The 26,814-nt window shown below is 36.7% G+C and carries 21 protein-coding genes and 3 tRNA genes; 2 read left to right on the forward strand and 22 right to left on the reverse strand.

What is annotated here, in order from left to right; translation table 11 throughout:
* The 7 genes from HMPREF0874_RS07155 to HMPREF0874_RS07185 form a co-directional block, all read right to left on the reverse strand.
* A partial coding sequence (locus HMPREF0874_RS07155) for a helix-turn-helix domain-containing protein (protein WP_039965328.1) occupies positions 1 to 167 on the reverse strand: 167 nt, incomplete at its 3' end.
* 113 nt (positions 168 to 280) lie between these two features.
* Positions 281 to 5,575, reverse strand: a complete 5,295-nt coding sequence (locus tag HMPREF0874_RS07160) for a YadA-like family protein (RefSeq protein ID WP_008602710.1) — start codon at positions 5,573 to 5,575, stop codon at positions 281 to 283.
* Positions 5,576 to 6,179: 604 nt separating this feature from the next.
* The gene (locus HMPREF0874_RS09870) at positions 6,180 to 7,487 is read right to left on the reverse strand and encodes a hypothetical protein (RefSeq protein WP_008602712.1); all 1,308 of its coding nucleotides are present in this window, start codon (positions 7,485 to 7,487) and stop codon (positions 6,180 to 6,182) included.
* A 173-nt stretch (positions 7,488 to 7,660) separates the two neighbouring features.
* A complete protein-coding gene (locus HMPREF0874_RS07170; RefSeq protein WP_008602713.1) occupies positions 7,661 to 9,133 on the reverse strand; it encodes a restriction endonuclease subunit S in 1,473 nt (490 codons plus the stop codon).
* Positions 9,130 to 10,608 (reverse strand): class I SAM-dependent DNA methyltransferase, encoded by a 1,479-nt coding sequence (locus tag HMPREF0874_RS07175; protein WP_008602715.1) that lies wholly within the window; start codon positions 10,606 to 10,608, stop codon positions 9,130 to 9,132. The genes HMPREF0874_RS07170 and HMPREF0874_RS07175 overlap by 4 nt, the downstream gene beginning before the upstream one ends.
* Before the next feature lie 2 nt (positions 10,609 to 10,610).
* Positions 10,611 to 12,953: an EcoAI/FtnUII family type I restriction enzme subunit R gene (gene hsdR / locus HMPREF0874_RS07180; protein WP_008602718.1), complete on the reverse strand. Its 2,343-nt coding sequence runs from the start codon at positions 12,951 to 12,953 to the stop codon at positions 10,611 to 10,613.
* A gap of 121 nt (positions 12,954 to 13,074) precedes the next feature.
* The gene (locus HMPREF0874_RS07185; RefSeq protein ID WP_008602719.1) at positions 13,075 to 13,902 is read right to left on the reverse strand and encodes a helix-turn-helix domain-containing protein; all 828 of its coding nucleotides are present in this window, start codon (positions 13,900 to 13,902) and stop codon (positions 13,075 to 13,077) included.
* A 201-nt stretch (positions 13,903 to 14,103) separates the two neighbouring features.
* Here HMPREF0874_RS07185 and HMPREF0874_RS09950 point away from each other — a divergent pair, with 201 nt between their 5' ends.
* Together HMPREF0874_RS09950 and HMPREF0874_RS07190 are read left to right on the forward strand one after the other, a co-directional pair.
* Positions 14,104 to 14,286, forward strand: coding sequence for a tyrosine-type recombinase/integrase (locus HMPREF0874_RS09950; protein WP_232197522.1), 183 nt, complete (start codon positions 14,104 to 14,106; stop codon positions 14,284 to 14,286).
* Between the two features lie 75 nt (positions 14,287 to 14,361).
* Complete coding sequence (locus HMPREF0874_RS07190) at positions 14,362 to 15,387, forward strand: hypothetical protein (RefSeq protein ID WP_008602720.1); 1,026 nt, start codon at positions 14,362 to 14,364, stop codon at positions 15,385 to 15,387.
* 88 nt (positions 15,388 to 15,475) lie between these two features.
* Here the strand turns inward: HMPREF0874_RS07190 and HMPREF0874_RS07195 are convergent.
* From HMPREF0874_RS07195 to HMPREF0874_RS07265, 15 genes are all read right to left on the reverse strand, one after another.
* A tRNA-Arg gene (locus tag HMPREF0874_RS07195) sits at positions 15,476 to 15,552 on the reverse strand.
* A 102-nt stretch (positions 15,553 to 15,654) separates the two neighbouring features.
* Positions 15,655 to 15,728 (reverse strand) — tRNA-Gly (locus HMPREF0874_RS07200).
* Between the two features lie 10 nt (positions 15,729 to 15,738).
* A tRNA-Pro gene (locus HMPREF0874_RS07205) sits at positions 15,739 to 15,815 on the reverse strand.
* A gap of 378 nt (positions 15,816 to 16,193) precedes the next feature.
* Positions 16,194 to 17,399 (reverse strand): NADP-dependent malic enzyme, encoded by a 1,206-nt coding sequence (locus HMPREF0874_RS07210; protein WP_004693580.1) that lies wholly within the window; start codon positions 17,397 to 17,399, stop codon positions 16,194 to 16,196.
* A 265-nt stretch (positions 17,400 to 17,664) separates the two neighbouring features.
* On the reverse strand, positions 17,665 to 18,447 hold the full coding sequence (speD, locus tag HMPREF0874_RS07215; protein WP_008602725.1) for an adenosylmethionine decarboxylase: 783 nt from the start codon (positions 18,445 to 18,447) through the stop codon (positions 17,665 to 17,667).
* A gap of 77 nt (positions 18,448 to 18,524) precedes the next feature.
* Positions 18,525 to 19,022: a metallophosphoesterase gene (locus tag HMPREF0874_RS07220; protein WP_008602727.1), complete on the reverse strand. Its 498-nt coding sequence runs from the start codon at positions 19,020 to 19,022 to the stop codon at positions 18,525 to 18,527.
* A gap of 66 nt (positions 19,023 to 19,088) precedes the next feature.
* Complete coding sequence (locus HMPREF0874_RS07225) at positions 19,089 to 19,664, reverse strand: XTP/dITP diphosphatase (RefSeq protein WP_039965331.1); 576 nt, start codon at positions 19,662 to 19,664, stop codon at positions 19,089 to 19,091.
* Between the two features lies 1 nt (position 19,665).
* On the reverse strand, positions 19,666 to 20,421 hold the full coding sequence (rph, locus tag HMPREF0874_RS07230) for a ribonuclease PH (RefSeq protein WP_039965333.1): 756 nt from the start codon (positions 20,419 to 20,421) through the stop codon (positions 19,666 to 19,668).
* 163 nt (positions 20,422 to 20,584) lie between these two features.
* Complete coding sequence (locus HMPREF0874_RS07235) at positions 20,585 to 22,009, reverse strand: histone deacetylase (protein WP_039965337.1); 1,425 nt, start codon at positions 22,007 to 22,009, stop codon at positions 20,585 to 20,587.
* Positions 21,999 to 23,711: a hydantoinase/oxoprolinase family protein gene (locus HMPREF0874_RS07240; RefSeq protein WP_008602730.1), complete on the reverse strand. Its 1,713-nt coding sequence runs from the start codon at positions 23,709 to 23,711 to the stop codon at positions 21,999 to 22,001. The genes HMPREF0874_RS07235 and HMPREF0874_RS07240 overlap by 11 nt, the downstream gene beginning before the upstream one ends.
* A gap of 193 nt (positions 23,712 to 23,904) precedes the next feature.
* Entirely contained in the window at positions 23,905 to 24,555 is a 651-nt protein-coding gene (locus tag HMPREF0874_RS07245; RefSeq protein ID WP_008602732.1) for a coenzyme F420-0:L-glutamate ligase, read from the reverse strand.
* 12 nt (positions 24,556 to 24,567) lie between these two features.
* Positions 24,568 to 25,107 carry a hypothetical protein gene (locus HMPREF0874_RS07250; protein ID WP_004693598.1) on the reverse strand — a complete coding sequence of 180 codons (540 nt, stop codon included), beginning with the start codon at positions 25,105 to 25,107 and terminating at the stop codon, positions 24,568 to 24,570.
* Between the two features lie 12 nt (positions 25,108 to 25,119).
* Positions 25,120 to 25,923, reverse strand: coding sequence for a glutamate racemase (murI, locus tag HMPREF0874_RS07255; RefSeq protein ID WP_039965340.1), 804 nt, complete (start codon positions 25,921 to 25,923; stop codon positions 25,120 to 25,122).
* Complete coding sequence (locus tag HMPREF0874_RS07260) at positions 25,916 to 26,335, reverse strand: thioesterase family protein (RefSeq protein ID WP_008602735.1); 420 nt, start codon at positions 26,333 to 26,335, stop codon at positions 25,916 to 25,918. The genes murI and HMPREF0874_RS07260 overlap by 8 nt, the downstream gene beginning before the upstream one ends.
* A gap of 116 nt (positions 26,336 to 26,451) precedes the next feature.
* Positions 26,452 to 26,796, reverse strand: coding sequence for a YkvA family protein (locus tag HMPREF0874_RS07265; protein WP_004693603.1), 345 nt, complete (start codon positions 26,794 to 26,796; stop codon positions 26,452 to 26,454).
* Positions 26,797 to 26,814 lie beyond the last annotated feature (18 nt).

A 26,814-nucleotide genomic window follows, 5' to 3' on the forward strand; every position in this document is an offset into this window, starting at 1 on the left:
GTTCCACGCTTTTTCTCAGCATAAATCGTAGTTCTAGAGCGTCCTAATGCCTTGGCAATAGTATTGATAGGATCACCAGCAAGAAGGCGTTTTTCAAGATAAAAGCGCTCTTCTAAATTTAAGTGTTTGTTTGTGCGCAATGATGTGATAAGATTAGAGCAGTCCATATTAGTACCTCGTGATTGATTGCGAATTTGATACTCTAATCTTATCACTTGTACTAATATGGATTTTTTATGTGTTCAGTTTCAATTTACAACTAAGCTACTATATTTAGTTATTAACCTTTAGTTGCTAGTAAACTATTAACCATAGCTTTCAACGATTCGATTTCAGCTTGTTGTTTATCCAATACTTCCTTCTGTCTACTATTCTCTTGTTTCAAAGAGGTCATTTCATCTTGCATCACATAAATGGAGCTGATTGGACCACCTTTGTAGCGTTCTGGTACAGCTTTTTTAGCATCGCTGTTACCAAACTTATGAGTATAACCGGCATTGATCATATTATGACGTCCACCTACGGAAACACCCACGTTGAACATTGTATCTTCATTAGTATAATGAGCAAGACCTAATGCTGCTGCACTCTTACCACGGTAGTTACCATATCCAGCCATAACTTGAGTTGGTTCCAATGGATCATATTGAATTGGTTTCAACGCTGACATAGCCGCCGCATGAGCGCCTACTTGTTGTGTTTCGGATTCAACATTAGCAATTGCATTAGCAAGCTGAGCATTAGATTTTTTCAATTGACCAAGGTTAACCGCATCTGTATCTGCTGTACCAGCTGCAACACCCTTGATTTGATTGTTGCCATTATTCAAGCCTTCAGTAGTTAAAGACACTGTACCAGCATTTGGATTTTGCGGATTAGCAGGTGTGATAGTCACGCCAGAACCATTTACAACAGAAGTATTTCCTGCTGCATCTTTGCTTTTAATAATGTCACCTTTCATAACAGTAGATGCACCATTATCGTCCTTCACTTCCACACTAGACAAACCATTCAAATCTTTAGCTAATTGTACTTGTAACTTACCGTCTTTTGCATTAACACCGATATTGTTATCGGACAATTTTGCTGCATCAGCACCACCAACGATTTCAAGTTTTTCATTCAAGGTCTTATCGATAACTGTATTCCCATTATCACCAGCGAAATGTAAACCATCATTCATAGTCGCTACGGTTTCTTTTACAGGATTGCCTGCTGCGTCTTTCGTTTCATAAACGATACGATCTTTACCAGCACCAGTACCTGTCAATCCGTCAGCACCTTTAGCCGCTGTGATAGATGCATTCGCACCATCTTTACCGCGTACGCCCATAGTGCCGTCAGCACCGTTCAATACAACGCCCGGTTTATCATTTGCCACATCACCTACGGATACACTTTCAAGGCCTGTCATATTTTTATTCAAGGAATACGTGAAAGTAGTACCTGTTTGGTCAATAGTGAGGTTATCACCGGCACGGAATTCTACTTCCGTTTTATCGCCAACTTTAGTTGCTGTATTATTGCCTGTCGCTTGGCCTGTGCCTATAGCACTGCTCTTTGCCATCCAGCCGAAGTCTGCTACCTTATCTTCTACGGCCATTACACGAGTATCTACCGCTTGGATTTGGTCTTCTGTCGCTGCTTGACCGCTCACAGGAGCCTGTCCGCGAGTCCAAGTCTTATTAGATAAACCGTTCACAGTCCCTTTATTGTCCTTGTTAACCGTTACATCGCCCGCTTTAAGATCTTTGCCTTCTACAGTGCCTTCGGATGTAATATTACCTTTAGCCTTGATGCTACCATCAGTTCCATCAAGAACAATATTACCATTACCCAAATCAACTTTATCAGCCAATTTGATATCGTAATTCGTATGACCATCAGCAGGATCTACAGTTTTTTCTAGCACCAAATTCGGAGTTTCTGTATCTTTCTTATTAACAGATACTGTCGTTTTAGATGCTGCAGCCGCTTTCTTCACATCACCAATGTTCGCCGCATTAGTATCAACATCACCGCCGCTCGCTACATTGGAGATGACTTTACCACCATTGTTTAAGCCTTTATCGGTAAGAGATATTTCATTCGCACCTGGATTAATAGTAATGCCTTTAGGACCGTATTGAGTCGTATTCGTACCGTCTGTCACAGTCGTGCCTGCACTACTGATTGTAGATACTGCATTGCCGTTTTTGAATTGAGCGCTAGTCAAGTTATTCAATTCTTTAGACAATTGTACATACAACTTACCGTCTTTCGCATTAACACCAATATTGTTATCGGACAATTTCGCTGCATCAGCACCGCCAACAACTTCTAGCTTCTGATTCAATGTCTTATTAATAACTTCAGGATTATTATCGCCACCAAATTGCAAACCGTCTTTTAATGTTGCTACCTGTTCTTCAGTGCCAGCTGCATTAGTATAAACAATGCGATCCGCTTGGTCTGTTTCACCTACATGAGCATCACCTTTTCCAGTCTTAATAGTTGCCTTTGCACCATCCGGATTTGTAAGACCTAAACTAGTCATATCAGAGATCTCTTTATTTAAGGAGAATATAATATCTCTACCAGTTTGATTTACATTTAGGTTATTACCTGCTTTAAAAGTCACTGTATCAGAACCTGTTACAGTACTTGTGGAGTCACCAGAATGAGTTCCGCCATCAGCAGCAGTAGCGACATTCCATGTTGCCAAGGTCTTAACCTTCTGTTCGCCTTCCGGTGTAAGATTATCTAGCTTATTCGTTGCAGCGTTATTGATCTTAGCCTTTGTATCATCATTAATATCAACAGTTACTACCCCATCTGCAGCAGTTGTAGCAGTCGTCATAGTACCATTTTTAAAGTTCAAACCTTTCTTTAATGTAACGGTCTTATCTGTACCATCATTATCCTTATAAGTCAGGATAGTAGATTCTGCTATCTTAGTTGGATCGATACCAATTTTGTAAGTTGCTGTATCTTTGTCCGCACTAAGCTCAGGTGTCACAGTAATCGGGCCATTAGGATCTGCTGCTGCCATTGTAACTGCTTTAACAGCCTCTTGTTTAACTGCTTTTTCTGTCACGGTTACTGTTACATCATCACCAGCTGCAGAAGTCGTTACAAGGCCTGCACCTTTTACATTAAACTTCACATCACCTGTACTTAAGGATTTCTCTGTTGTACTACCAGTATTACCTCCTAAAGAGATCTTACGAGCCAAGGCTGCCGTATTAGTTGCAATGTTCTGCGTATTGGTTGTAATATTGCCTTTATTTGTAGCAATTTCTGTAGCATTTTTCGTGATGTTGTCCGCATTCTTTGCGATATTATCTTTATTCTTATCGATATTAGCCTTATTCGTAGCAATATCATCTTTATTTGTTGCTACTTGTGTATCAACGGCTTTCAATTGATCTTCTGTTGCCGCACGACCACTAACAGGAGTAGTAGTACCAGGTGTCCAGGACGTATTAGTAAGCCCTTCTACCGCAGGTGTTGTCACCTTTGTCGTAGCTGTTACAGTATTAAAGTTTACATCATTTTTAGTCGCTACAGTAAATGTCTTGCCATTTTGAGTAATAGCGATATTAGAGCCATCATTAAATGTAACGGTATCTCCACCTGTTACTGTTTCAGCATTACTGTTATTAGCCTTTACATTCCATGCGGACAAGCTCTTAACCTTTTGTTCACCATCTGATGTAAGATTATCTAGCTTATTTGTTGCAGCGTTATTGATTTTAGCCTTTGTATCATCATTGATATCAACCGTTACGACCCCATCTGCAGCAGTAGTAGCAGTCGTCATAGTACCGTTCTTAAAGTTCAAGCCTTTCTTTAATGTAACGGTCTTATCTGCACCATCATTATCCTTATAGGTCAAGTTAGTAGTTTCTGCTACCTTAGTTGGATCGATACCAATTTTGTAAGTTGCCGTATCTTTATCTGCGCTAAGCTGAGGTGTCACAGTAATCGCACCATTAGGATCCGCTGCTGCCATTGTAACCGCTTTAACAGCTTCTTGTTTAACTGCTTTTTCAGACACAGTTACGGTTACATCTTTACCAGCTGCAGTAGTTTTAGCAAGACCAGCACCTTTAATATTTAAAGTACTATTAGCAAGATTAACATCACCTGTGCCAGTATCTCCAGCTACTTTCAAATTCACACTCTTTAACTGTGCCACATTTACAGCATCTGTATCCGCTGTACCAGCAGCCACCCCTGTGATTTGACGTGTATTAGTCTCATTACCTACAGCAAAAGCACCTAAAGTAGATGTCAATGCTTTACCAGCTAAAGCGCCATATTTATCGGTTCTAGAGTCATTTACATTATAGCCTGCTACACCGCTAGCTGTGCTCGCTTTAGACTGTGAACCTACAGCTACACCATTCGCTACAGTAACAGTTGCACCAGTACCTAAAGCAGTTCCTTTAGTAGCAGCAGTTGTTGTAGAAGCATCCGGACCTATAGCCATAGAATCAGTTGCTTCTGCACCTTTATTAGATTTATTTCCAGCCAAATCAGATTTAATAGAAATATATTTAGATAAAGTCTTCTCAGCTATTGCATATAACTGAGAGCCATTCACCGCATCTGTAGAAGTTGCGCTGACAATACCAGGAGCTACATTTTTAAGCTGACGTTCATAACCAGGAGCACCAAAGGATACAACGTCACCAGGCAACACATTTTCACCACCGGCCCAGTTAACCGTATCTCCATTACTCATAGTATAGCTTGTTTGTGCCACACCCGCTGCATCAGTATTAGCACCACCACCGATTGCAATGGAGTTATCCCGATTAGCTTTTGCACCGGCACCAATAGCGATAGCGTTAACTACATTACCAGCCTTACCATCTAGGCGAGTAGCGGAATCCGCCCCCATGCCAAGAGAAAGACCCAAGTCACCAGCTTTAGTTTTCATCCCAATGGCAGTCCCTGCATGACTAGCTGTAGCGGTGATATATTGAGGCAATTGGATATTCGCCAAATCAATAGATGCCTGTCTCAATGTCCCCGTTTTAGCTTGTCCAGTGTTAATATCTGTATAAGTTACAGTTCTAGCAAATGCAACCTCTACGTCATCACCACCTACTACAATAGAGGAATCCCCACTAGCTACAGTATTACCGCCGATAGCAATAGATTGAGAACCCGTCGCTTTAGCACCACTATCATCAGAAGCTCCACCAATAGCAATTGCCTGATCTTCTGTTGCTTGAGAATGTCCACCGATAGAAACACTATTATTACCACTAGCAATAATCCCAGAGCCAATACCAATTGCCCTATACCCATCAACTGAAGAAGTTCTAAATTGACTGCTTGTCCCTATAACTATACTAGACATATTACTTGTAGTTGCATACTGACCGATTTTAATAGAGCCTTTGTCTGTTAGCTCCGATGGTAAAGTCGCCCCCATAACATGAGCTGCACCACCAGTTACCGCCAACACAGCAAAAACACTAGTCAATACAGCCTTTTTAGCACTATAATTATTTGCTATCTCAGACACAACTACATAACACTCTTTGCTTTTACTCCAAATCACCTTGAAAATCTTATTCATGAAACACTCCTATTACAACTATAACCTAGATATCCATTTATAAAACCTCATACATACATATGAAAGCTTATAATTAACCATAATATTTATAATTATATAAAATCATCAATATAACAATCAAGGTAAATTCATTTTTCATTCATGCTTTATCATCATACAAAAATCCAGTGTTTATAGTATTATTTTAATTCTATTTTAGACTTTTGCCATCTTATAAGTACATTTTTTACTCATTCATATATTAGTTTATGAAATTTTATTCATTTTTAATACAGGTTTATCTTTTTACATTTTTTTATGTGTAACTATGCTAAAAACGCAAACAAAAACGGATAGCTCATTACGAGCTATCCGTTTATTTCTTTGGTGATCCAGGAGGGATTCGAACCCCCGACCCACGGCTTAGAAGAATTAAAAGATAAATTATATACAAAATACTAGTTTTATTACGTATATATCTCTTACAAATTCTTTATATAAAGAATAAATATTCTATACAATTTAAATTGCATATACTCTATTGCAACTTAAACTACCTAAAATAAGATATGAATTATTACTACTAAAATTCATAACTTAGTAACTAATAATTCCATCTAAAGCTCTATTTCTCACTTTTCTTTGCAATAACCTTTAATACATCTTCATAAAAATCTAAATCTTTTAATTGTTCATAAGTTGATCGATCAATTATCGAAAGATCTATGTTTTCAAAAAGCTGCAAATACATTTCACCTATACCATAAGCCCCAGAGATTTGTACATTTTCTAAAGTAGCTTCCACAATTCGCTTTAAATCATCTTTTTTTAATCTGGAGGTAAAATATAAAATATCCCGAAGGCAACTTTCTGCCTCTCTATAACCTCTCGCATTTTTAAAAGAGTCTATCAGTCTATTAATACTATACTCAAGATTCTGAGATATAGGATTCTCCAAAGGATATTCCATAATAAACTCAAGTAACTGTTTATTTTCAAAAGACTTAATTCTTTTAAATATAGTACCTGAAAGTTCAGAAATTTGATCTAAAGCTGCCACAATATATACAGGAGCATCTCGTAAGATATATTCACTAAGGCAAATTCTATGGGTTTCATTTAAACATTGATATAAATCAGGTATACCATTTAATATTTCACAGAATTTAGTAAAAGTCTCTTTATCATTCTTCTCTAAAATACTAGAAAAGTATTGTGGTATTTCATCAATAACAAATTCTTTATTAAGCTCACAAAATACTGCTAGTATATTCAAGTATCTATGATGTGCTGGATTCTCTATTTCAATTGACATACATTCAATTAACACTCTTTTTAAGAACTGTCTCTTTAAACTAGCTTTAGCTCTACCAAGTGGTCCCTCCAATAGGATAGTGTGTATTTCATCCCGATTTGAAGGAAAATAACTAGAGTTTACCTTTTCAAAAATACTATCTAGAGCAGCTTTTCCTTGTACTGGTGGTCTAGACAAAACAAATTCAATAACATTAATAATATGATATCGTGCTAACTCAGCTGTAGCTTTAAAAGCAGTATTCTCCGCAACCATAGATGGGTGAGCACATAAATTTCTATCTTCACTTAACCGTTCTAAAATTTTACATTCTACAGGGCTCAACAGTTCAAATTTTTCTGACATTCGCTTCAAAAGCTCTCTTTCAAATTTTAAAAAATAATCGATATTATTACTTATACGATTATTTTCTATGTCTTTTTGTAATTGAATTGCTTCACGATCCTTAGTTAAAGCTAATTCATTGAGTTTTTCAATAAAATCATAAACTAAAGCAATCCATGTAGCAACTATACAGGCTCTATAAGCGCCACCTTTATAACAATTTATAGCCTCCAGAATATGTACTTTGGATGACTTATTTCTACATTGTAAATATAACTCTTCTAAACTACGCATTTAGGCCCTCCACAATATATCAATTCAAGTTACTTTATTAAATCTGTAATCCGATTAACAATTATTATAATTAATCTAGATTCATGAAATACTTCGCTCATAAAAAAGATTCAATTCAAATACATAAAAATCTATAAAAAGCAGATAGTATATAAAAAGTATGTACGTTTAATTTATACGAAAACTAAATCCTTGAATCTTTGAATTAGAGAGTGACTTTTATCAAATTTTTTTACGATTCTCTCCTGTTCTCTTATTGGTGGAATCGGTATAAGCAGATTAATCATCGTTTCTACACCAACTCTAGGCATTTTCACTCCATATGTAGCCGAATTAACCCCAAAATCAACATATGGGGACTTTAGCACAGAAAGAATATAATTTCTATTGCACCCACCAAAAATATCAAAAGGAACTAACTCTGGGGTACATACTCCATCCTCAAGAGCAATGAGAGCTTTTTTTAAATATGGACGAAGTTTACTATATAGTATTTGACCTTTATGAAATACAACTTTTTCTCCTGACACCTTTTTATCTTTTGCCTTAACATACCTAAGTATTTTACCTGTATTTTTTTCAATATCATCTAAATCTAACACCCAAATTAAACGATCTAAATCAATCGCCTTTATTTTGGGTTTTGTTTGATTATATGTAGAAATGTTTCCTAAACGTTCCCAACACCAGCTACTTGGAATATCAAACGGAATCTCATCTTCTTGGATTGCTGGCAACGCCTTATGTTTTTTTATTTGTCCAGATTCTATTAAACGTTCTTTTTCTAGTGAAATCTTTTCAATAAGCTCCTTAGCAGAGCCATCCTCATCTTTTTGTTCACAAAGTTTGCCTTGTATAGCTTCTTGTAAGATTGACTTTTGTAGAGTCTCTGGGAACGTTTTATTTAGTTCATTAAGTTTATGCCAAACACCTTCATATCTATCAATTAAAGGAAAAATAACCTCAATTTTCTCTACAATTCTCTTCTGCTCATCAACTGGTGGCAATGGAATAACTGCCTTATATAGTCGTTCATCATTAATTGCTGGATAAGCTACCCCTTTAGAGTTTTCCAATGAATTTGCATATTGATCAAAACTTGCGCTCAAAAGGTAATAAAATAAATATTTATTATAAACTTTATTATAACAAGTCATCGCTGCTAATCCAGTGCTCGCTATACTTTCAAAAGGGCTTGTACTATCTATTATACACATATTATGAAGATATGGACGTACTGTTGAATATAAAATATCTCCTACATCTACTATTCTTCTAGCCCTTGATGGCGCATTCTCAGCATCTATAATGTTTATTGCTTGCTTTAGTTTTTGCCTAGTATTATCTATAGAGCTAATATCTATATACCAAAATTTCGATGTTGGTTTTTTTTGCCCTCTATTGTAAACAATCTCTTTTAATCGTACCCACCTCCAAGTATTGGGAATCAAAAATGGCATTTCATCTTTCATAATTTCAGGAAGATTCTTTTGCTTTTTTAGTTTACCAACTTTTATTAACTCTTGTTTTTCTTCTTGAATTAATTGATAAAGTTCTTCACCTGTACCTTCTTCAGGTCTTTGTTCTACTAATTTTCCTTCTATGGCTAGCTGAAGTATACTATTTCTTAATTGTTGAGGTGTCATTCTAACTCTCTCCCTAATAGAGTTGTTATTTCATCTAACACTCTATCAATTTCTGCATTCAAGCTGGCACGTTCTTCTTGATACCTTTGAATTAAATCGTGAGGTGCAAGTATTACTTCTTCTTCATGAGGATATCCACACAAGTCTATATTGTAATTATATTTATTTTCTAAATCTTCTTTTCGATATTTCTTAGCTTTATCAAAACCTTCTTCTTCTATTTCAGTACGATTATTCCACCAATTTATAACTGGTTCAAAATGTTCCAATTTCATAGGTTTTGTTTTAGAAAAGTGTTTATATCCTTCAGGCATATCTAATCTATATATCCAAGTTTCTTTAGTTTCTCCAGTATTATCAAAGAATAGAACATTTGTAGTGATTGAAGTATAAGGACTAAATACACTGGATGGTAATCGAATAATCGTATGAAGATTAAACTCATTCAATAATTTTTTCTTTATATTAACTTTTGCATTGTCCGTACCGAATAAGAATCCATCAGGCAATATTACTGCTGCTCTACCTTGATTTTTTAAACGATACATAATAACAGACATAAATAGGTCCGCCGTTTCAGAACTAGCTAAATCAGCTGGAAAGTGACTTTTTACATCGTTCTTTTCTGATCCTCCGTAAGGTGGATTCATCAATATAACATCAAATTTATCTTTATCAGTATAATCTAGTACATCCTTCACTAAGGAGTTATCATGAAAAATACGCGGAGTATCCACATCATGAAGCAATAAATTAGTAATTGCTAACATATATGGAAATTGCTTTTTTTCTATACCATAAATAGATGATGAGTATGCTTCTTCATCTGCCACGGTTTCTACTTTTTTATGTAATTCTTTGAGCCAGCTTATAAGAAATCCACCTGTGCCGCAAGCAAAATCAGCCATAACCTCACCCACTTGTGGATTAATCATGGCTGCCATAAAATCTGTTACGGCACGCGGTGTATAAAATTCACCACTAGAACCAGCACTCTGCAATTCTTTCAGAATTGTTTCATAAATATCACCAAATGCATGACTTTCATCATAATCACTAAAATCAATATCATCAATTACATTAATAACCTGTCTTAGTAAAACCCCATCTTTCATATAGTTATTAGCATCAGCAAATGTTGTTTGCACAATAGATTTTTTTATTGGTGTATTAACATCTACAGGTAATCTTTTTAAAGTTGGAAATAATGTATTATCTATAAAGTTTAATAAAGCATCCCCTGTTAGTGCTTTACCTGATTTATCGTCATGTGCCCAATTCATCCACCGACATTCTTCTGGAATTATAGATAAATAATTATCCTCATTCATTTCCCACTCTAATTCTTTAGCATTATACACTTTTAAAAAAAGCATCCATACAATTTGCTCAATACGCTGTGCATCACCATTAATACCTGCATCATTACGCATAATATCTCGTAACCGTTTTATAAAACCTGATAAATTACTCATATTTATATAGCTCCATTATTATAAATTGCATTTTGCAAGTCGGCTACTGCACTTACATAGCCCTCTTTTCCTCCAAAATAACCAACTATTTTTGTAGGTTTCCCTAATTTTATAAATGGATCAAGACGTAAAACCCCCATATTTACTATTTCGGTAATACCTTGATTTTTATATTTATCTAAAAGTACTTCTAGCACTTCTCTAGCAGGCCCATTGTATTTATTAAAGAAATCTTGTTTTTTCACACCATCCGCACGTTCTTTCCTAGTCAATGGTTTCTGATTAAAAGCTATATAACAAATAAAATCAAAATCATCAACGTCTTCCATTTTCTGTTCTTTCTTGATTCTTTCTGTATCAATTCCATGTTGTAATAGCAATTTTTTGATTTTATCTTTTTTAGGATCATTACGCCACTCTTCAATAAAAAGATCTAATGTAGCATATTTACCTAAAATATTTTCTTTTGTATAATCCACAACACTTTCTATTTGTAAAAGTTTGCCAGTAGGATCATATATAGAAACTGTTTTATGAGTTACCTCAACGCTACAGCCATTTTTATCTACTATAGGTTTAATCTTTGTATCAATTGGATTATCCGGGCGGTCTTTACCTGTCGAATCTTTATCACCGCCTACAGGATTAGGTGTATAGCTATCAACAATTTCAATAGGTCCATCCCAATCTGGATCTGCAAAAAGTCTTGTCACATTCCTAAAATCCATTACAACAAAATGTGTTTTACCATCTTGCTCTCTTAGCCTTGTCCCGCGACCAATAATTTGTTTAAATTCTGTCATTGATCCAATCATTTCATCTAGAACAATTAGCTTAGTCATCTTACAATCAGCACCTGTAGAAAGTAGCTTAGATGTAGTAGCTATTACTGGATAGGGCGAGGATACGGAAATAAAATAATCAAGTTTACTTTTTCCATAGTCATCACTACCAGTAATCCGAACACAATAATCGGGGTTATCTTTTACCATATCAGCATTATGATTTACTAAAGCGATTCGCATCCTTTCTGCGGCTTCTTCAGTAGGACAAAAAACTATGGTCTTTGCCATTCTATCAGTAGATTTTAAATATTTAGTAATTTCAGCTGCAACTTGTTCTGTTCTATCTTCAAGAATAATATTGTAATCATAATCTGAATTATTATAAATTCTATCCTCAATCTCATTACCATATTTGTCTCTTTGACCCTTAATTGGTCTCCATCCATCACCAATATCTGTTGTAATATTAATGACTTTAAAGGGCGCTAAAAATCCATCTTCTATACCTTCTTGTAAGGAGTATGTATAGATAGGCTCACCAAAATAATGACAATTAGAAGTATATTTAGTTTCTTTTGGTGTAGCAGTCATACCAATTTGTGTAGCTGAAGAAAAATATTCTAATATGCTTCTCCATCTAGATTCATCCTTCGCTGAACCTCTATGACATTCATCAACTATTATTAAGTCAAAAAAGTCTGGTTTAAATAATTCAGAAAAATGTTCTTTATCATCATCGCCAACTAATTGTTGGTATAGAGAAAAATATACTTGATAGGATGTGATTGTATTAGGATCATCTTTTGCGACATTGATCTTATGAATTAGTTTTTCTAATGGCGCAAAATCTTGTTGAATAGACTGATCAACTAAAATATTTCTATCTGCTAAATATAAAACTTTACGCTTCATTCCACTTTGAAGTAATCTATAAACAATTTGGAATGCTGTATATGTTTTTCCTGTTCCAGTTGCCATGACAAGAAGAAGTCTATTCTTTCCTTGAGCAATTTCTTCTACAGCTCTATTAACAGCAACCCTTTGATAATATCTAGGTGGATATGTATTTTGACTCGAATAATAAGGTTGATCAATAATTTTTCTAACATTATCATTCAGGCCTTTCCCCTCATTCGAGTCAGCAGTAAATCTTATCAACAGCTCATCTTCAGAAGGAAATTCTTCCAAAGAAAGTTCTCGTTCTTTCCCTGTTAAATAATCATGTTCATAAAATCCATCTCCATTTGAACTATACGCAAATGGTACATCTAACATTTCAGCATATTGCATAGCCTGTTGAAGCCCATGAGAAACACTGTATTTATTGGATTTAGCTTCCACTATAGCTATAGGCTTTTGTGGATTTATATAAAGTATATAATCTGCTTTTTTAGCTTCAGCTCTAGATACTCTATTACCACGAAGATTAATCATTCCATCAGTAATCCGTGTTTCCATAGAAATTTTATTTCTATCCCATTTAGATTCTATGGCTGGATTAATATATTGAAACTTTATATCTTCCTCAGTCATTTCATTCTTAGGTCTCATTGTACTCATATTGAATCCCCTAACATATAGTCTTTAAGACTACCCCCTATACAATCCCCAATATATATATATTCTTAAAACATATCATTTAAATCTCAGTTATTTATATTAAATAAAACTTTATTAAACCTCATATATAATCTTTTTTAATACGTCTTAAACGTCTCATTAGCAAGTTTCTTCGCTCTTGATCACTCAAAGCCATCCAAGCCTGTAAGTGAGGCATTGCACCACTAGTAAATGTATAGTTTAAACGTATATGCTCATTAGCAGTTGGTATTGGTAGTGTTGCCAAATATTGCGGTTCTGTTAATGGCATTTGCCCGACTGGTGGCTTAATTCCCAGCTCATTCCAAACCAGTAAATTAGCTAAATATTGAGATTTTTTTGAACGAACCCCTTGATATTCATCTATAAAAGGTAACCCTAATTGACTTGACATTTTATATAAAAAATATCCTACATTCAATTCATCAGTTAAGAAAAGACAATCATATAATCGTTGATTATCTGCGTTATCTGTAAACTTAAAACATAAAAACTGATTTAAAGCAGTCTCATCTTTTGGAATCTCCATATTCCACACAGTCAATCCAAAGATATAATCTAGTTCTCCTTCTAAAGTTTCTGAATCAGAAATTTTAAATGAATAGTTTAATTTACCTATAGGGGCAAAATAAACATAATCATGCTCTGAAACAGGCTCATTAACGAGACCAATTAAATAATCTGCACTAACATTAAAGTAGTTGGCAATAGATACTAACACCTCAAAAGAAGGTAATGTAACCCCTTTAGTATATTTAGTTATTGCAACAGCAGAAACCCCAATTTCTTTGGCTAAATCTTTCTTTTGAAGTTGAAACTCATCCAAAAGAATTTCTAATCTAGACGAAAAAATATCTTTAATAGATGAACCAGATTTTTTTAGATCCATTAATACATCTATAACTCCCATTTGTTCCCTACTTTCTTTATTTCATATTGATTTTTTGATTTCAATACGCTATACCATAATTAACCAATAATTAATCAAATATCGTCTATAAATTAACCAGTTGCTATATGTAAGTTTCTTATTGCTTTATTATATTAAAATTCTATGTATTCTACAATTAAGCATTTTATACCAATATTAAAATAACTGGGCTTAGAACATATCACATTCCATGATCTCCGTCATACACATGCTACACTTCTACTATCACAGAAAATAAACCCTAAAATAGTTCAAGAAAGACTAGGACACTCTACAATTACACTAACCTTAGATACCTATTCACACTTAGTACCAGATATACAAAAAGAAGCAGTTAAAGATTTAGATAACTTAGGTATATAAGAGATATGGACACATTCATTTATTCTTCATTATAATATAAATATATAATATATTTATTTTGTAGGGAGATTATTTATGCCAATAAAAGAAGATACTATACTAATTCAAGAGATTAAAGATCTCTTTATAGAGATAAAAAATGTAGATCCTGGTAGTCTCATTCGAGAAGAAGAACTCGGTAAAGCTCTATCTTTTTCAAACTTTTTTGATGACTTTACTAGAATAATTAATTTTTTCAAAAAGCTCACTTACTTAGATATTTCTACATTACCGACATCCCAATTAACAACACTAAAAAACAATATTACATCGTTTTTAAGTAAAATAGAAAGCATAAAAACATTTACCGTTGATGCAAACAATGCTATGGCTGAAAGAGATGCTGCTGCGAATGCACTAATCAGCCAATACCAATACTTTTTTGATCAATTAAGCCCAATAATAACATATTGTGAAAAAGAAGGAACTGACTATCAAGCTTTACAACTCGAGGTTAACAAAATAGTTGAAGATATAAATGCTAAGTATGTAGAAATTTCTGAAGAATTTGATCAAAGAAAATCCGAATTAGATATCGTAATAGATGCAGTCAAAAAAGCTGCACAAGAAGTAGGGGTTACACAACATACGATTAACTTTGAATCAGCTTCAAAAAAATATAAAACCTTAAGTTATTACTGGTTAACAGCAATTAGTGTAACTACAATCATAATAATTTGTGCATCATTATTTGTATTCAATTCTCCTATCGAAATCGATCCTAACGATTCATATGCATCATATAGATTTATCCAAGCAGCGATTGCTAGATTTACAGCATTATTTACATTATTAATAATACTCTTTTGGGAAGTACGAAACTACAACGCAGCTCAGCATAATTTTATCATTAATCAAAACAAACAAAATGCTTTAAGTACTTTCGAAACATTTGTTTCTGCTGCCAGAGATGAAGAGACAAAGAATGCAGTACTAATGCAGACAACTAGAGCTATCTTCTCAAACTTACCAAGTGGATATCTAAAAAACGAATCTGCAGATGATGGAACATCACAAATTATTGAGATAGCTAAAAGCGTAAATTCAAAAATACCAAATTAATCTACATAAATTCAGTTAACTACTAATAAAACTACTAAAAACTATACTAAAAGCGGATAGTTCATTACGAACTATCCGCTTATTTCTTTGGTGATCCAGGAGGGATTCGAACCCCCGACCCACGGCTTAGAAGGCCGTTGCTCTATCCAACTGAGCTACTGAACCATGTGGATTCCCTATATAATTATCTATTATAGTATAAATTATGTACTATGTATCGTCAACTACACCCTATCTTAGTATACCCTAAAAAAGGCAAAAAAAAAATGGAGCGGGTGAAGGGAATCGAACCCTCGCGACCAGCTTGGAAGGCTGGGGCTCTACCATTGAGCTACACCCGCAAATAAAAAATGGTCGGAGCAGCAGGATTCGAACCTGCGACCCCCTGGTCCCAAGCCAGGTGCGCTACCAAACTGCGCTATGCCCCGTCATTAATTACTTTGCTATTATAGCAAACCCGGTAGTTGATGTCAACCACTACTCTTGCTGAGCTCTTACTCTTTCAAGTATCGCTCTGCAACGAAAATTATTATATCATTGATAGAAACTAGTGACAAGTACTTTTTTACAACTTCATTAATTTTTTTACTGATACATTAATACATTCTTTAATATATCGATCCTGACGTCTATTATCCTATACGCCTACGCCTCTATATCATTTTAATCTATAGATTATTCACCCTAATAGTATAAAGCCAATCATATACTTAATCGATCATATAAAAACATGCACCCCTTTCGAGGTGCATGTTGTATTGTTCTATGGTTATATAAGATTATAAAATGCTAGTAAAGCAAATAAATTAACCTTCGTAGCTACCATCTTCTATTGCTTGAGGATTTTTAGCAATACCTTGTTTTACAGCAACTTCAGCAACTGCTTTAGCAACAGCTGGAGCTACGCGAGGATCGAATACGGATGGCATTACGTTTTCTTCGTTCAATTCACTATCAGGAATCAAGTGAGCCAAAGCGTCAGCAGCAGCTAATTTCATTTCGTCAGTGATTTGAGACGCACGAACGTCGATAGCACCGCGGAATACACCTGGGAATACTGCTACGTTGTTGATTTGGTTAGGAGCATCGGAACGACCTGTACCAGCAACACGGATACCAGCAGCTTTCATATCAGCATATGTTGCTTCTGGATTAGGGTTAGCCATTGCAAATACAATTGCATCGTCAGCTAAGCTTTCCAAAATTTCTTTTGTGAAAGCACCCGCTGCAGATACACCAAGAAGAATATCAGCACCTTTAGCATTTTCAGCCAAATCGCCATGTTTTTCTTCAAGTTTAAGTAAATCGATTAATTCAGCTTGTAAAGAGTCAAGACGTTTGTAGTCTTTATGCAATACGCCAGAGGATACCAATAATGTAATATCACGAGCACCTGCAAGGTATAATAAGCGAGCAATATTAGCACCTGCCGCACCAGCACCGTTTACAACGATTTTAGCAGTAGCTAAATCCTTTTTAACCAAACGAAGAGCGCCTTTTACACCTGCTAAGCATGCGATAGCAGTACCGTGTTGGTCATCGTGGAATACAGGGATTTCTAACTCTGCTTTCAAACGATTTTCAACTTCATAGCATTTAGGAGAGGAAATATCTTCCAAATTAATACCAGCAAAGTTTTTTTGCAACAATTTTACTGTATTGATCAATGTATCAGCATCTTTTGTATCTACAACCAATGGAATGCAGTCTACATCACCGAATTTTTTGAACAATAAGGATTTACCTTCCATTACTGGCAATGCTGCTGCAGCGCCAATATCACCAAGACCAAGTACACGAGTACCGTCAGATACAACGGCAACCATGTTGGAACGGCAAGTTAATTCGAAGGATTCTGCTTCATTATCTTTAATACGCAAACATGGTTCTGCTACACCTGGTGTGTAAGCTACAGATAAATCATGAGCGTCTTTTAATTCATATTTAGTTCCTACAGTAAGGAAACCTTTTAATTCACGTTTTTTTTGTACAGCTAATTCACGTACGTCCATAACAATTCTCCTTTGTGGATACACTCGGACTCTTTAGAGTCGGTAATTTATACCTTTAACTAATTGTATTATACAAAATGCTAAATCATAATTCAAGTTTTTTCGATATAGTTTCTCGAAAATTTTAAAAATAACTATCATAAAGCTCCAGTATTAATAAAGTAAATTATAAAAAAGTAGATAAACCATATAAGGCTTATCTACTTCAAGTCTATCTTCGTATTATACGATAAAAGCTGTCACAACAATGTTATAAAAGCTGTCTTTAAGCTTTTACAGATGGCAAATTGCGTCCATAGAAGATTTCCATCATTTCTTGTTTTAATTGATGTTTAATTTGCTTGATTTCGCGATCGCTCAACTCTGACTCAGTAATGCCAAAAAGATAATTATCTAAATCAAATTCTTTTAACATCATCTTTGTATGGAAAATATTTTCTTGATATACATTTACATCAATCATGTTGTACATGTTGCGAGTTTTTGCACTGATGTAATTTTGAATAGAATTGATACGATGATCAATATAAATTTTCTTACCAGACACGTCCCGAGTAAAACCACGTACATGATAATCCAAGGTAAGAATATCAGAGTCAAAACTTTGAATTAAGTAATTCAGTGCATTTAGCGGAGAGATTTGTCCACATGTAGACACTTCAATGTCGGCACGGAATGTACTAATCCCTTTGTGCGGATGGCTTTCAGGATACGTATGTACAGTAAGATGCGATTTATCTAGATGCATAACTACATCTTCTTTTTCAATTTCCTCTTCAGAAATCAAAATCGTAACAGACGCACCTTGTGGATCATAATCTTGTTTCGCTACATTAAGGATGTTAGCGCCAATAATATGGCTAACTTCCGTCAAAATAGCTGTTAAACGATCCGCATTGTATACTTCATCAATGTATTGAATGTATTGTTTTTTCTCTTCTTCCGTACGAGTATAACAAATATCATAAATATTAAAACTCAATGTTTTCGTGAGATTGTTAAAACCATATAACTTCATTTTAGGCTTTGCTTTAACTGATGTATCCATGATATGTCATAACCCTTTCCATGCATAGACTTACTATTCCTTTTGAAAGTTTCAAAACCGAAGCTTTCACCATATAACTAAACAATATCTTGTTTATACACAAACTCTACATCAAACTGTCCATTATCGTAGGTAACGATGGCAAAGGTACCACCGGATCGATCACGAGCCAAAGAAATACTACCAGGATTTACAAATACCGCATCACGGGCACGAACCTCCCCATGATGATGGCTATGACCGGACACGATGAGTCGCGCACCCATGTCAGTTCCTAACTCAATCAGTTTTTGTATTCGATTATAATATGATACCTCATGACCATGCGTCATGTAAATATAGGTATCCTCAAGAGGAATTAATTGCTCTCGTGGTTCAAGCGGTTGCACACGATCGTTATTGCCACGTACAGCATATACAGGAATATCCGTATGTTCCTGCATATATCGTGCGTCATCTCCAAAATCGCCAGCATGAAGCCACATATCGATGTCTTGATCAGCAGTAGCAGCCAAGACGAGATTGATATCCTCTAGATACCCATGAGTATCACTTAAAATGCCAATTCGTTTCATTGTATTTAATCTCTAATGCCACTATATTATATATTTATATGAACTATACCATATAGTTCGAAAATATCAAAGCTTGTTAATTAATTCACGTAGTGCACGGCCACGATGACTAATCGTTTCCTTCTCTTCTATACTTAGCTCTGCCATCGTCTTTTTAAACTCAGGCACATAGAAGTACGGATCATAGCCAAAGCCATTCTCCCCTTTTGGCTCATCTTGAACGAGTCCATCACAATAGCCTTCCGCAGTAACTTCTCGGCCATCAGGATAAACAAGCGCTAAAGCGCATACATAATGACCTGTACGGTTACTTTTCCCTTGTAGTTCACGAATTAACTTCTCGTTGTTTGCATTGTCATCACCATGACGACCTGCATAACGCGCAGAATATACACCTGGTGCACCATTGAGGACATCGACAGTAATGCCAGAATCATCAGCAAGGCATGAGCGATTCGTAGCCTTCGCATAGTAGCGAGCCTTCAACAGAGCATTTTCCATAAAGGTTGTACCAGTTTCCTCAGGCTCCTCAATGGAAATCACAGCTTTTACAGGTACACAATCAATAGATAAGTGGGAGAAGGCCTCGGAAAACTCACGAATTTTTCCTTTATTGCCTGTAGCAAGCACAATTTGTTCCATTTTATACCTCCGGAGCTGTAGGATACTCTTTACCTACTTTATCTGCTGTCGCACCAAGTACTTCACGTTGTTTAGCCATGAGCTCATCAGTAGCAGTTTCTGCTAGATCAAGTAAAACATTGAGTTCATCACGGTTAAAGGTACCGTGTTCGCCTGTACCTTGTACTTCAACCATATTGCCAGAACCGGTACGAACTACATTCATATCTACGATGGCAGCACTATCCTCTTCATAGCAAAGGTCCGTAATAGGACCTTCTGGACCAATACCTACAGAGATGGCTGCACAAAAATCAGTAATTGGGAATTTTCCTGCTCCGCCAAAGGTGAAGTCTACTGCATCAACGAGGGCTACAAAAGCACCCGTAATAGATGCTGTACGCGTACCGCCATCCGCTTGGATAACGTCGCAATCAATAGTAATAGAGCGTTCGCCTAAGGCTTCAAGGTCTACGACAGCGCGCAAAGCACGGCCGATAAGACGTTGAATTTCTACGGTACGACCAGTTTGCTTCCCCTTTGCGGCCTCACGACTCACGCGAGTTTGCGTAGAACGTGGCAATAAGGAATATTCCGCAGTTACCCATCCTTGTCCAGAACCTTTTAGCCAGCGCGGCACAGAATCCTCAACAGTGGCCGTACAGATAACCTTGGTCTTACCGCACTCAATGAGTACAGAACCTTCTGCATACTCTGTAAAATTCCGTGTTATTTTAATAGGTCGCAATTGACCCGCTGTTCTATTATCACTGCGCATAGGAACCTCACCATTCTAAAACTAAATATTAGAACGCCCCTTATACAAAGGGGCGTTATTTCTTATATTATATCATAATTTTTCTATTTTTCAGCATTACGAATCATATTATAATTTACGATTCTAACATGATAACTCACCTTATCATTTACAAAGATTAACATTATAGTTCATATTGTCCGTCACCAAGTGGATCTACCACAACGTAACGGCTAGCTCCCCCTTCTGCTTTAGCTCGTTTTGCTTCTGCGATAGCATCTTGACGCGTCCCTTCATCTGCTTGCCAAGGGATAAACATCGCATATACACTTTGCGGCCCATACGGGCCGTATTGTCCTCGTGAAAGCACGCTATGCCAGCCTACCTTGTCTTCGTACATACGCACCCTTTCAAGGCGCTCCTCTTGTACGCCCGTTTCATCGTAATACACATTGTAACGATTTGACCAAATATCACCTACACCAGCACGTTCTTCTTCTGCTATACGATATCGATTAGCCCATTGTACCTCCCACTTAGCGATAAGCTCATCTATATAATTTGTTACACTTTGACTTTGTTTATATTTAACAGGGTCAAAGGCAGATTCTACGACCTTGCTGTAATCAAGGCCTGCCATGGATAAAATGATACCTGTATTCACATATGGCAATGCTTCCTGTACGGAATATCCCCCTTCTAAGACTGCTATATCTGCTTGTAATAAATCGACTAACTCTGCATAGCCTTTTGCAGTTACCTGCATATTGGCTAATGGATCGCTAAAGTGATTATCTTGCCCAGCCGAGTTAATGACGATATCTGGATTAAACTCTTCAAGGATAGGCAATACAAGCTCACGCATGACCTTCATCAAGCCTTCGTCACCCGTACCAGGCGGTAGTGGAATATCGATGTTACCACCGATGGCCTGAGGTCCACCAAATTCATCCATAAAGCCTGTGCCAGGATATAAAGTACGTCCATCTTGATGGAAGCTAATATACAACGTATCAGGATCATGGTAAAACACATCTTGAGAACCATCACCGTGATGTACATCAGTATCTACTACGGCAACGCGTTTAATTCCATAAGTTTGACGTATGTGTTGAATCATAACGGCTTCAATATTAATCGTACAGAAGCCACGAATACCATGAACCATAGCCATCGCATGGTGACCTGGTGGTCTTACCAATGCAAAGGCGCGATCTACTTCACCGCGCATGACCGCATCAGCTGCCGCAATAGCACCTCCAGCAGATACTCGATGAGCTTCAGTCACCCAAGACTCTAAATTTGGAGCACCAACATGAACTCGCTCTATTGTATCCCAATCAGCTACTATTGGATTATATTCTCTAATATTCGGTATATCTAACAAACCTTCCTCTACAATTTGATCACGCGTATAGAGTAAACGCTCTTGTCGTTCAGGATGTGTTTCAGAAATTTTCCAGTCAAACGCAGGGAAAAAGACAAGACCTAAACTGTGATGATATTTAGCTTTATCAATAGTAGGATTCACGTCGTCATTCAGTTTCGTGTTCATATCCTTTTCTATAAGTCCATGACGCTCACGATAGGATAAACCTTTATTCCACATAGTGTTTCACCCCCGCCGCTAGTTGTACTTTCACCGTAATTAAACGCTCCATAGATTGCCAGCCCTCTACCACAGGGAAATCCTCAATGCTAATGATCTCGATTTCTTGCGACGTATCTAAACCTAAACGAAAAGCCTCTTCACTAAGAGCCTCCTTAGCTCGTTCTACAACTTGCTCCGCTCGTTTTAAAGTACAATTTTGCTGTTTAATACCTAATTCCGGAATGACAAGTAAACGACGTTTTGTATCTACATGGACAGTGAGTTCGATGGTAGATAGGGCTAGCGCAGCACCAATAGCATTCGCTACGGCTGCATTTTCTGGAATCGTAATAGGTAAATCCATATATTCTCCAATGCTCGCTCCGAGACTTGGCGCCGTGCCTCCTACTACAACAATATGTTCAGGCACAAATATATCAGGATTTACAATATCTGCCACCACATAAATAGGTCGTTTATTTTCTACTTTTACGACCTCGTTAATACCATGTTGAATCGTTTGCAACGCTTTTTCTACGATTAGTCGTGCTACATCAGAGGCAGTCTTAATATGAGCTAGTTGATTGTTTGAGGTATTTACATTATTAGATTGCAACGTATCCTGTATAGCATCTGCTAAATCTTGTAAAGCTCGTGATGCCAAATTAAAGTCGCCATAGTTTGCGTGACCGAGCACGATGAGTGCATCCCCCAAGGTAGGTTCTACACCACCTAGAGCCACCGATGGCCCAACTCGTTCAGGACCTACGGTAAGATTACCATTTTTAAGGCGAACTACAGATTCCCCACCAATACCGACCGAGGTAACGGCAAAGGATCGCACTGCACTTGGATACTCACGAATAGATACACCATTTTTTGTCATCAATGGTCTACCATGCTTCCAAAGAGATATATCCGTTGTGGTCCCCCCAATATCTAGAGCCACTGTATGCTGATTACCTATAACGCCGAGAGCAAATAGTCCAAGAACTGTTGCGGCAGGGCCTGTAAAGGCGGTCTCTACTGGGCGACTCACCATGTGTTCTACTGGTAGAGAGCCTCCATCTGCTTTTAAAATGTGAAGTGGGGCCACTATATTTCGTGCACTGAGAGCATCTTCAACATTTTTCTTAAACACCGTAAATACTGGTGTTACAGCACTATTAAAATAAGCGCTGATAGTACGCCGAGGAAAATTTAAAGAACCACTTAATAAACTGCCATTAGAAATTGTAAGATACGTGTTTTTCAATTCTTCTGTAATAGATAGTTCTTCTTGAGGATTCCGCACCCCAAATTTAGCGGACACAGCAGCCAAATCAGTACCACTACGTGTTTGAACCATGTTGGCTATACCACGTACAGCATCAGCAGGGGTACGCTCTACAACGATACCTCTATGATCTGTATAACCTTGAAGGTATATAGGTTTCACAGGGAATATATCATCTACATTACGGCCTGGACCTGTAACCACATAGAGGTCTACTACTTGCTCCTTCTCTTCTACAATGGTATTCGTCACCACGGTAGTAGATAAGGTTACCTGTTCAATATTTGATGTATCATAACCCTCCAAAACCGCATCTAAGGCCTCACCTATACCATTCATTAGATTATCCTTTGTAGTCCACCTCTTGGCAGTTGCCACTACACGATGGCCATCAATGATAACAGCATCGGTAAAAGTACCGCCTATGTCTAACCCTAGTAACATATAACCTCCTTATTAGTATTAATAAAGAATCTATACAAACTCAAAATAGAGTAAAGAAAACTCAATTTAAGCCAGCATATAATCTCTATTTGAACTAATATGCAATCCTATTCAAACTTGCGTATAGTCCGTATTCAGTCTCATTATATATAAAAAGCTGTACCCATCTCTATGTGATGAGTACAGCCTTCTGTTATTTACCAGATACAGATGCGTAATTTTTGATGATAACAATCGGAGTCATTTGGCTATCATTACCAAATGGATTATCAATCAACAATTGTGCAATTTTTTTAGCGTCAATGCCACGACTTGTACCTAAAATAGCGGACCGTTTCAAGTCATTAACGTCAGCTACAACGGCACCATAACAACCGGTGCGAGATACAATTTTCTCAGCCACTTTATCAGGATCCTTGGGACCAAATACAATATGCTTATCAAATGGAGGCATAGTCCCCGTTACATCATCGGTTAAGGATGCAGCACGAGCAATTACATAGAACACGCCAGGTTTACGGAAAATTTTAGCAATAGCACCTAAAATAAAAGCACCTAACACCTTCCATTTACCGTCCAAATTCATAGCCGATTGCATACCATAAATAGATGCCATAGAGCCATCTGGATGGATAAAACGATTAATTAAACGAGCTTGCCAGCACACATTTAACTCTTCAGGACGTGTAAAACGGCCTTGTGTAATAGCTACTACTGATTCAGCAACGCATACGATATCTTCAGGTCCAATATTATGGCCCCCAAATTCAACGATAGCATCAACGATGTCATCATTATCTGTAAGAATACGTGTTGGCACACATACTAACTCTAATTCTGCCATTGTTATGCCTCCTTATTGAACCATTGCTGCTTGAACTTCTTCAGCAGTCAAACGAATACGCTGTTTATCGATATGATAGTCTGTCCGACCTACGATTTGGTAGTAAATATCGATGTCCATATAAGGGAATCCCTTAATATCTTCTCGAATATTGCCAGTTTTACCTGTTAATGTAACATATACACGAATTGTGCCACCTTTGCGTGGTTTGATAATTATAGCTTCAAAGTATCCATCTTGACGCGGACGATTAATATCCATAGCCCAAGCATTTACCTTGACTGCATCAAAGTGTTCTTCAGGTAATAATGGACGTGGAAATAAGTCCATTATTGTGCCCAATTGGCGCCCTTTATTTACAAATGGTATATCACAGAACAACGTAATGGATTCAAAACTACGATCAGATACTTGAAAGTTCGTTGCTCGTTTCGCTAATAAGACAATATTTTCATTACCTTGTTTCAATACAAACAAACGGAATAATAAGTACAGAGCTGCAACAGCCACAATAATAGCTATTACTGCACTGAGGATGTTATAAAACCACATAGGGTATCTCCTTTATAATGTAATATGTTCAATGGTACGACGGCTTGTATCAAGAAAGGATGCACTCAATGCATCACCAAGTTCGACATCCTTTGTAAAACACAATGTCACGGTGCCTACAGTATCTTGAGGATTGAAAAGATTTTTACTCTCAAGTCTGTGACGAACCAATTCACTTGTTTCAAAAGCAGGATCAATGAACTGAATGCGACATGACGTTAGTTCCTCTAGTAAAGGTTGTACAAATGGGAAATGAGTACAACCCAAAACGACTACCTCAATTTCTCGAGATAATAAAGGTTCTAAATACTCCTTACATACTTCACGAACAAAGTAATCATCTAAATGACCTTGTTCAATAAGCCCCGCCAACTCTGGACAAGGTTGTTCCCAAACCAAAACCTCATGATCAACTTCTAAAGCCACATGCTTATGAATATGACTATTTACAGTGGCTACGGTTGCCATAATACCGATAGTCTTGCTTTTACTTTTATTAATGGCTGTTTTCACACCTTGTGATACACCAATAACTGGCACAGATACAAGTTCACGTACCGCATCAAGAGCCACAACGGTGAAGGTATTACAGGCAATCACCATCAACTTAACAGGCTGCCTTTCTAGCGTCTCCGCAATACGACACGCCAAATAAGTGATTTCATCATCACTGCGATTACCTACAGGATTATTCGCATTATCACCGATATAGATGAAATCTTCGTTAGGAAATTGTTCTTGTAACACCTTTAACACAGATAATCCGCCTACACCAGAGTCAAATACACCGATAGGCAATTGTTGTACATTACTCATGCGGCATCTCCTCAACAGCTGCTAACATAGGCAGATAAAAAGTATCGTCTAATCGCACAATTTTTCCTGTTAATTTTGACATAAAGGCATTCTTAGTTTCTCCCGTAGCAAGTAACACACCATCACTAGCACGGCGCATACGATAGCGAAACACCATTTGAGCCCTCGTCATCTTAACCAAATACGTTTCGATGTGAAGTTCATCATCGAAATTCGCAGGTTCTTTATAATTGCAAGATACATTCATGATGGGAAATACAATATCCTCATTCATCATATCCCACAAAGTGACACCGATCTTACGAAGGAATTCAATGCGCGCCATTTCAAACCATCTAAAATGGTTACTATGGTGAGCAATCCCCATCATATCAGTTTCATAAAATCGTACATTTACTGAAGCAATATGCATAAATTCTGTCCTTTTTAAATAGTATACAATTTTTATTCTATATCTATTACTTTAGTGTGTCAAATAAATAAAGGCAGTTCAATCACTGTGGATCAAACTGCCTAAAATGGTAAAAGTTAGCGACTGCTACCAAATGGAAAGAATTTTTTTGCCTCTTCTTGATGACTCGTTTTGATATAACGATTCGCAATCTTAAAGGCTAATCCGAGTACTGCCACATCATCTACCCAACCTAATACAGCAATCGCATCCGGCACAATATCAATAGGTAATACCAAATACCCTAAGGCACCTGCAATGACCGCTTTTACATATTTGGGAGTATCCTTGTCACGAAAACAAAGGAACAAGGTTACTGCTTGTTGTACAAAGGCAAGTTTCTTACCATATCGACCAAGAAAGCCTAAAAATCTTGATTCGCTAAAATACTTACCATACTTAATAATATTAAATGGATTCATAGTAATAATAATCCTTCA

It is taken from the genome of Veillonella sp. 6_1_27 (assembly GCF_000163735.1).
Classification (GTDB): Bacteria; Bacillota; Negativicutes; order Veillonellales; family Veillonellaceae; genus Veillonella; species Veillonella parvula_A.